The sequence below is a fragment of the Anoxybacillus andreesenii genome, assembly GCF_030813005.1.
GTDB lineage: Bacteria > Bacillota > Bacilli > Bacillales > Cytobacillaceae > Robertmurraya > Robertmurraya andreesenii.
Genome location: NZ_JAUSTU010000051.1, coordinates 1 through 7418 on the forward strand (window position 1 = coordinate 1; position 7418 = coordinate 7418).

Sequence of the window (7418 nt, forward strand, 5' to 3'; positions counted from 1 at the left end):
ACACTTCCAATCGTTTGTAAAGATTTTAAAAACTTACCTAAATAATAACGCGATCCCCACCTGCTTCACAGGTGGGGATTATTTTACGCTTACCTAATACCTTTCCGCCGTTAAATTTTCCGTTTCTGGCCCTTTGGATCATGCCGAGCTGAACGTTCTCTGCCAGTTCCTCACGCTGATACTGGGCAACGGATGCTAAGATGTTAAACTGAAGGTTGGCGTGGGAAGTACCATATTCACCTTCTTTTATACTTATAAATCGTACTTTAGCTCTGTGAATGTCTTCAACTATTTTTAGGGAGTCCGAGAGGGTACGGCTAAGTCTACTAACTTTATATGTGATTATAGCATCTAAAGCACCTCTTTCTACATCTTTGAGCATACGATTCAGGTCTGTTCTTCCTTTTGTACTTTTTGCACTGATGCCTTCATCAATATAGACTTTAAGAATGATATCCTTCCCAAACATTTTATGAGCAAGTTGAGTTCCCTCAACCTCCTGTCCTTCCAATGAAAACCCCTCTTGGGCTTGTTTGTCAGTAGAAACACGAATATATAGACCAATCACCATTTTCTTTTTCATTGTTTAAGCACTCTCCTTTTGAAATTGTTGTTTTTTGTTTATTGCCTTCATAAGAAGTTCAGCAATGGTGCTAATATTGTTTTCTTGATTTTGTTCTTGCAGGATAATTGTTGAAGTGGAGTAGAAGTTGGTAGAATGTTGTTGAAGTGTGTTCATAATGGGGGAACCTCCTTTAATTTTTGGGGAAGTTGTACGGGGATTAGAGTGTACAACTGTTGACTATAGTATATGGACTTCCAGATTAAGAATGGTATAAAAATTTTATACTTTTTTAATGGGGGAATAAGAACGTGAAAGAATATGATTTTATAGGGGATATAACCAATTATCTATTACATGGGGTCTCGGAACATATAATAGAAAAATTGCATATAAGGAAAGTTTTTCAGCATGGTCTATCAGCAGAGGAATTAGATAATATCTCCTCATTGGTTAGCCAAAATGCGGAGGGCATGATTACACTTGGACAATTTATAAACGAAATGCTCTATAAGGTACAAATGACACAACAAGAGCTTGCAGACAAAGCGGGATTTTCTAAAGCTTATATCAGTCACTTAATCAATGGGAGAACGAATCCGCCAAAATATAAATTGATAAGACTTGCTTTTGCTATGAAGCTGACAATCGAGGAAACAAATAAACTCCTAAAGATTAGAGGGTTTTCGTTGAACACATCGTTAAAGGATAAAATTATTGTCGCTTGCTTGGATTTGGAGATATATGACTTAATTAAAGTGGAAGAGGCATTGAACACTGTGGCTAATGCAAATGAATCACTCTATGATTAATGATAATATTGGTAAAAAGAAAAGTGGCAGTCCGTAGGATAAGACGTTCCCTTTTGAATCACAAAAATTGAATTCACAACACAAATAAGGTGCAAAATCGCAATGATTTTTGCACCTTATTTTTTATTGATTTATCAATGTTTTTAGCCATTTGATATATAAAATCGCAACCTAAATCGCAACGCAATTTCGGAAGTGGGAATAGATGTTCCCGCTTTGAGAAATACTATGTTAAAATGGATGTGAATTAATATGTCAAAATGGGAGGTTTGAGTTACGTGACAAAACCCTTAGAGTTTATCAAACCTAAAAATAAAAACGCTAAAGAAATAAACTGGAAAATTTCCGAACGAACCAGAGCTATCGTTTCTTATTACGCTGAATACTGTGAATACACCGAAGAAGAGGTTGTCGATGAATTCCTTCAACGGAACTTGCTAAAAGATGACCAATTTATCGAATGGGTAAAATCCCTCCGTAATAATAAGCGTATGTTGAAGACCATTGGAATAGAAGCAAATGAGTAGGTGATTTATTTGTCCAAGTTGAAACAGCTACTTCCGCAATTTCAAGATAAAGTCGAAATTACTTGCCCTGTCAGTGATGATGAAATACTGGATAGGCAATTACACTACCCACGCCTTGCTCCAATGAAGTTTGCTAAACGGTCATGAATATAAGATTCAATACAATCACTGTACGAATCCATTTTGTGAGTCTTTTGGATTACAACAGGAACGGTTTGAAAAGGTAAAAAATAAACCCTATCGCTATAAGTTACAAGGTAGCAAATATAGAAGAACAAAACACATCGTATGTAATGACCTCCCTATTGTCACTAAACTACCAAAAGCAACGCTTAATTGCTCGACAAATATCTTTTCCAATTGGGCGGTTACTGAGGAAATTAAACGTCTTGTAGAGCTTCAAACTGTCATTGATATAGAACCAGAATACAATTTTCATAAAGATGATTGTAAGTATGATGGGACAACTCCTTTCACCGAAAAATCCTATTTTTACAAAAGAGGAAAAAGTAAAAGTAATTCACAAAAATATCAATGCAAGGAATGTAAAAAATACACCAATGTGTTACCGATTAAAAGAGAATCAACTACCTATCATCAAAAACGAAACGATATACTCCCTCTCTTTTCTAAGTTATTGCTAAATAAAACTTCGGTAAGAAGAACCTGTGATATGTTGGAAATCGGCATGAAAACCTATTACACCAAATTGGAATGGCTCTATCGCTGTTGCTTGGAATTTTTGGACAAACATGAAACAAAAGGCTTTCAAGATAAAGCCTTTAATGAAATCTGGTTGAATACAGATAAGATGCAATACAATCTAAACAACATTCGGAGAAAAGGCAAAGGGAGTTTCGATACTTCCTTTACGGATGACTCTGCTTTGCAAACCCATGTGGTCATAACCGCAGATGTTCATTCTCGATATGTGTTCCGTAGCGATGTCGCTTATGATTGGGACTTTGATATTGAGCAATTAGAGGAAGATACACTACTCTATCGAGAAGACCATCTGGATTCCTTTTGTCGGAAAAATGACCGTTTCCGATTGTCCTACTATCCACAAGAACCAACGAAAGAGGATGACCAGACCTATCCTCAATATGTAGAGGAACTGACGAAGATTAAGAACCGAAATAAGTTGATTAAGGGGATGCACATTAATTCCACCTATACCGCATTTGCTCACTTTTGGCTGATTAAACAATTAGTACAAGCAAAAGAATGGCGATTTGTCACTGATGACGATTCTTCCCTTGCAACTGCCATCTATCGTGTATTTTCGGATGATATACGACTATACAATGCCCATCATTTTGTAAGTAAAATGGATAAGACAAAATCAGCCAAGCAAAAGCATGAGGACTATATAGAGGCAAAGCGATTTTTAACAGATTGGGGAAACACTTATAGCTATTCAACAAGGTCTCTTTATACGTTAGCGGAGCTGTATTTACAAGAGAGATTACAAACCCATCATTTTTGTGAAGAGGTTACTTTCCCTCATAAAAGAGCAGTGGTATGGTTGAACAATCCATTAGAACATCCATTGTGTCCGAAGGATAAAGGAAGCTATACGGTTGATTGTCGAACCGATGTTAGTGGTCTTGAAGTTAATGAATTAGCTTCTGCCATTATGAATGTCAATGACCATGCCACGAATAGCTTCATTCAACAGATACGCAGACGAATTTCCATACTGGAACGACCTTTAGTAACAGCCACAGGACAAGGAAAAAGCTACATTTACGCTAATTTTAATCCTAAGTATGCACAGTACGCTTTAACCATATTAAGAACGTATTACAACTTCTGCCTTCCGTTCGGCAGAGGGGATAAAAAAGAAACTCCTGCACAAAGAATCGGTTTAACCGATAAAGTCTTTGATATGAAAGATATTATCTATATGAAATAACGGATAAGATTTAAATAAGCATATTATCTTTAAGGCTGTTCCGTAATAATGAACTTGCATGGGTTTTTGAGAGTACGATTGAAGAATTCTTTTAGTGGAAACAAGGCAAGTTAATACATTTATAAGAAAAGATATATAGGTGTAAAAGATGTTTGACATCATATATATCTTTTCTTATAATAAGGTTGTAAAAGATGTTTTACACCTTATAGAATCTAAAGGTGGCTTGGTGAATGGAAAATAGAATTAAAGAATACAGAGAAAAAAGTGGTCTTTCACAAGGGAAATTAGCAGAAAAATGTAATGTGAGTAGGCAAACGATTAATGCTATTGAAAACAATAAATATGACCCAAGTTTACAATTAGCATTCGATATTGCAAAGACATTAAAGGTTACTATGGAGGAATTATTTATATCAGAGGAAGGGAGGAAGATAGAATGAATAATACGAAAAAAATTATCGCACTTATAACCTTCATTGTTTTCTTATCAATTGTAGGATTTTCCTTATATAAATGGATAAGATTTGAAACTATTGATGCTGGTAGTATATTCTTTAGTTTCCTTGCTTTAAGTTATTTTTTCAATTGGCTTAATTGGGGGCAACATGAAGGTGGTGGCGAAAAGGATGAATTAGATAGACATATCGAAACTCAAAGTGCCAAAATAGGTTATTATGTATTAATGATTCTTTCTGGTTTAATACTATTTATTTCTGAAGGAACTGGTAACTTTAATAAAATTGATAATTACCCCCTTGTTATTGTGGTAGGTCTTACATTTATTACAGTTCCAATTACTGAGTTTATTTATTCAAAAAGGTACAAATAGTACAAATAATAATGTGTTTTGTCATTATATTAAACAAAGATGAAGAAAAAGAGCATGGCTATTCACAATGTGAATAGCCATGCTTTTTCTCTTGTTAATTACAGTGTTTTTTATCATTTTGTGATTCAAAAGAGAACGTTTTATCCGTAGGACTGCTGCTTTTCTTTTTAATTTAACTAAGACAAGGTAGAACCAGTTTTGCCTTCATAAACTATTGACAGTTTCCTAAAATAAATACCAACTGACGAACTGCTCCATTCCAAAACCTTGTTATATGGTTCCTTAGCACATTGCCTAAAATGTGTTCGAAAGTCCTTTAAATTGGTTCGGGTCGGGAAAGGTTTTTTAAAGTACAGATTAGATCAATATTAGCATTTACCATTCCCGCTAATATTTTCATAGGAGATGATGATTGTGATTCACACAGTTGAAATGTTACTCGATGTTGATTATGAGGAGGTTTTGCTACTGTTTAAAAGGAATAAAATAAAAGAGGAAGTATATGAGAAATTCGGTGCAGTTGTAAAAAAGCTAACGCAAAATGTAAAACATGAGCATCCAGCTTTTGCGTTTACTTGGCTATCGTCTAAAGGTAAAAGTCTATGGAATATTCATTTAAAAATAGATATTGTCAGGCTACTAAGGAAAAGTGACATAACAGAAAAGGATTATCCCATTGTTGAAGCACAAATAAGAAAATTCCTTACTGCTCAATTTGGGCATTCATCTCATTTTGACCAGCATCGACTAACGAGAATTGATTACAAGCTTGACGTAGTCGTACCCAATAAAAATCACCAGAGGTTAATCTTTCACCTTTTTGAAAAATACACAAAAAAGTATAGGTTTAAAGAAATGATAAAATATGGGAAGAATGAGGAGGGAGAAGCGATAAAATATGAAACTTCACAGTACCACAAAAATAACAGTGTTGAGTTTATCATTTATTCTAAGGAAGATGAACGTTTAGCAAAGAACGAAATAATAGAGCCATACGAAAAGGATGTTATTCGCTACGAATTAAGGCTAAAAAATAAACACCTCAACGCTATGAAAAGAACCGATGGAAAAGGGAAAGGAAGACCGAAAAGGCTAATCGAATACTTTAAAGAAGATCTTTATCGGGAATATATGTGTGAACACATCACTCCGATAGCGAGAAAAGGTGACTATTATAAAATCACTAAAGCAGAGCAAATCCTTGAAGCCAGTCACTTCACAAGAAAGAAAAAGGAGAAATTGCGTTCTTTCCTCATTGAAATTAGTAAAAATGGTATTGATTCCCCAAAGGAGAACCTCTCCGCTCCAACTTATCGACAATACCTAAAGGATTTGGAATCTATTGGAATAAACCCAATCCTCGTTCCAAAAAACCGTACAGACTTCCCCACTTTTATGAAAAATCCCTTTCATATTAACTCTTCCCACTAATCCGTATCATGCAACTCCAAATATATGTAAACCAATAGCGACAGAAATTTGGTAAGATGGTCTTATAATAAAGATTTTTCCCCATGTCCATAAGGCATGGGATTACATAACAGGGAAAGAAAAGGTGAAGTATTAATGAATTTTAATGACAAGGTAAGTTTTATTTGGAGTATCGCTGAAATTCTGCGTGGTCCATACAAACCAGAGGATTACGGCAAAGTTGTCTTACCGATGGCTGTTCTAAGACGGTTTGACTGTGTACTTGACGGCACGAAAGAAGATGTGCTGAGTAAATATGAACAGTTCAAAAGCCTTCCAGAAGAATCAAGAGATGAAATCCTAAATCGTGTAGCAGAACAAAAGTTTAGTAATGTCAGTAAATATGATTTTACTAAGCTTCTTAGTGATGCGGATAATATTGCGGACAACCTACGAGATTATATTAACGGCTTTTCTAAAACGGCAAGAGATATTATCGAGTATTTCGATTTCGACAAACAAATAGAAAAAATGGAACGGAATGATTTGCTCTATCTTGTTGTTAAACGATTTAGCGAAATAGATTTACACCCTGATGTTGTCTCTAATGTGGAGATGGGGTATATCTTCGAAGAACTGATCCGTAGATTTTCGGAACATGCAGAAGCTGGGGATCACTATACGCCAAGGGAAGTTGTGCGTTTAATGGTTAATTTACTTTTCCTTGAGGATGAAGAGATTCTTACAAAACCAGGTATCACTCAAACACTCTATGACCCATGTGCGGGTACAGGTGGAATGGGTTCGGTAGCTCAAGAGTATTTAAAGGAGCTAAATCCAACGGCTGAATTGGAGTTCTTTGCTCAAGAAATAAATGAGGAATCATATGCCATTTGTAAAGCAGACATCCTAATCAAAGGCGAAGAAGCAAGAAATATACGCTTTGGTAATACATTATCAAATGATGCATTTTCTGATATGAAGTTTGACTATTTGATCACCAATCCTCCCTACGGTGTCGAGTGGAAACCTGCGGAGAAGGCTGTTAAAGCAGAGTATGAAAACTTAGGTTTTAACGGTCGTTTTGGAGCGGGGCTTCCACGTATTAGTGATGGACAACTTCTTTTCCTACAACATCTTGTGTCAAAGATGAAGCCTGTATCAGAGGACAATCCGAAAGGTTCTCGTTTGGCCATTATCATGAACGGATCTCCGCTATTTACAGGGGATGCTGGCAGTGGGGAAAGTGAAATCCGTCGTTATTTCTCATAAGCCCCAAAATGAACTTGGACAATAAGAGTATTTTATTTTATACTGCCTAATGTACCAAGGAGGTTAACATCATGCCAAGAACAAA

General features: G+C 35.6%; 8 protein-coding genes and 1 pseudogene. 7 read left to right on the plus strand and 2 right to left on the minus strand.

Annotation, left to right across the window (positions count from 1 at the left end):
* Nucleotides 1-37: 37 nt before the first annotated feature.
* Both J2S07_RS21295 and J2S07_RS21300 read right to left on the minus strand, forming a co-directional pair.
* On the minus strand, nucleotides 38-583 hold the full coding sequence (locus J2S07_RS21295) for a recombinase family protein (RefSeq protein ID WP_307152396.1): 546 nt from the start codon (nucleotides 581-583) through the stop codon (nucleotides 38-40).
* A 3-nt stretch (nucleotides 584-586) separates the two neighbouring features.
* Nucleotides 587-739 carry a hypothetical protein gene (locus J2S07_RS21300; protein ID WP_170148425.1) on the minus strand — a complete coding sequence of 51 codons (153 nt, stop codon included), beginning with the start codon at nucleotides 737-739 and terminating at the stop codon, nucleotides 587-589.
* Nucleotides 740-873: 134 nt separating this feature from the next.
* On the opposite strand from J2S07_RS21300, the gene J2S07_RS21305 reads away from it, so the two are divergent.
* The 7 genes and pseudogenes from J2S07_RS21305 to J2S07_RS21335 form a co-directional block, all read left to right on the plus strand.
* Nucleotides 874-1374 (plus strand): helix-turn-helix domain-containing protein, encoded by a 501-nt coding sequence (locus J2S07_RS21305; protein ID WP_307152397.1) that lies wholly within the window; start codon nucleotides 874-876, stop codon nucleotides 1372-1374.
* 278 nt (nucleotides 1375-1652) lie between these two features.
* Nucleotides 1653-1901: a hypothetical protein gene (locus J2S07_RS21310; RefSeq protein ID WP_307152398.1), complete on the plus strand. Its 249-nt coding sequence runs from the start codon at nucleotides 1653-1655 to the stop codon at nucleotides 1899-1901.
* A gap of 673 nt (nucleotides 1902-2574) precedes the next feature.
* Nucleotides 2575-3819, plus strand: a complete 1245-nt coding sequence (locus J2S07_RS21315) for a hypothetical protein (protein WP_307152399.1) — start codon at nucleotides 2575-2577, stop codon at nucleotides 3817-3819.
* Between the two features lie 233 nt (nucleotides 3820-4052).
* Nucleotides 4053-4262 (plus strand): helix-turn-helix transcriptional regulator, encoded by a 210-nt coding sequence (locus J2S07_RS21320; protein ID WP_307152400.1) that lies wholly within the window; start codon nucleotides 4053-4055, stop codon nucleotides 4260-4262.
* The gene (locus J2S07_RS21325; RefSeq protein ID WP_307152401.1) at nucleotides 4259-4651 is read left to right on the plus strand and encodes a DUF2178 domain-containing protein; all 393 of its coding nucleotides are present in this window, start codon (nucleotides 4259-4261) and stop codon (nucleotides 4649-4651) included. The genes J2S07_RS21320 and J2S07_RS21325 overlap by 4 nt, the downstream gene beginning before the upstream one ends.
* A gap of 414 nt (nucleotides 4652-5065) precedes the next feature.
* Nucleotides 5066-6082: a hypothetical protein gene (locus tag J2S07_RS21330; protein ID WP_307152402.1), complete on the plus strand. Its 1017-nt coding sequence runs from the start codon at nucleotides 5066-5068 to the stop codon at nucleotides 6080-6082.
* A 96-nt stretch (nucleotides 6083-6178) separates the two neighbouring features.
* A pseudogene (locus tag J2S07_RS21335) lies at nucleotides 6179-7324 on the plus strand (type I restriction-modification system subunit M); the annotation flags it as partial.
* Nucleotides 7325-7418: the final 94 nt, after the last annotated feature.

Excerpts from the sequence above, each read along its gene's own strand:
- J2S07_RS21295 (WP_307152396.1), bottom strand. The coding sequence starts at position 583 with ATGAAAAAGAAAATGGTGATTGGTCTATATATTCGTGTTTCTACTGAC.
- J2S07_RS21300 (WP_170148425.1), bottom strand. The coding sequence starts at position 739 with ATGAACACACTTCAACAACATTCTACCAACTTCTACTCCACTTCAACA.
- J2S07_RS21315 (WP_307152399.1), top strand. The coding sequence starts at position 2,575 with ATGTTGGAAATCGGCATGAAAACCTATTACACCAAATTGGAATGGCTC.
- J2S07_RS21320 (WP_307152400.1), top strand. The coding sequence starts at position 4,053 with ATGGAAAATAGAATTAAAGAATACAGAGAAAAAAGTGGTCTTTCACAA.
- J2S07_RS21325 (WP_307152401.1), top strand. The coding sequence starts at position 4,259 with ATGAATAATACGAAAAAAATTATCGCACTTATAACCTTCATTGTTTTC.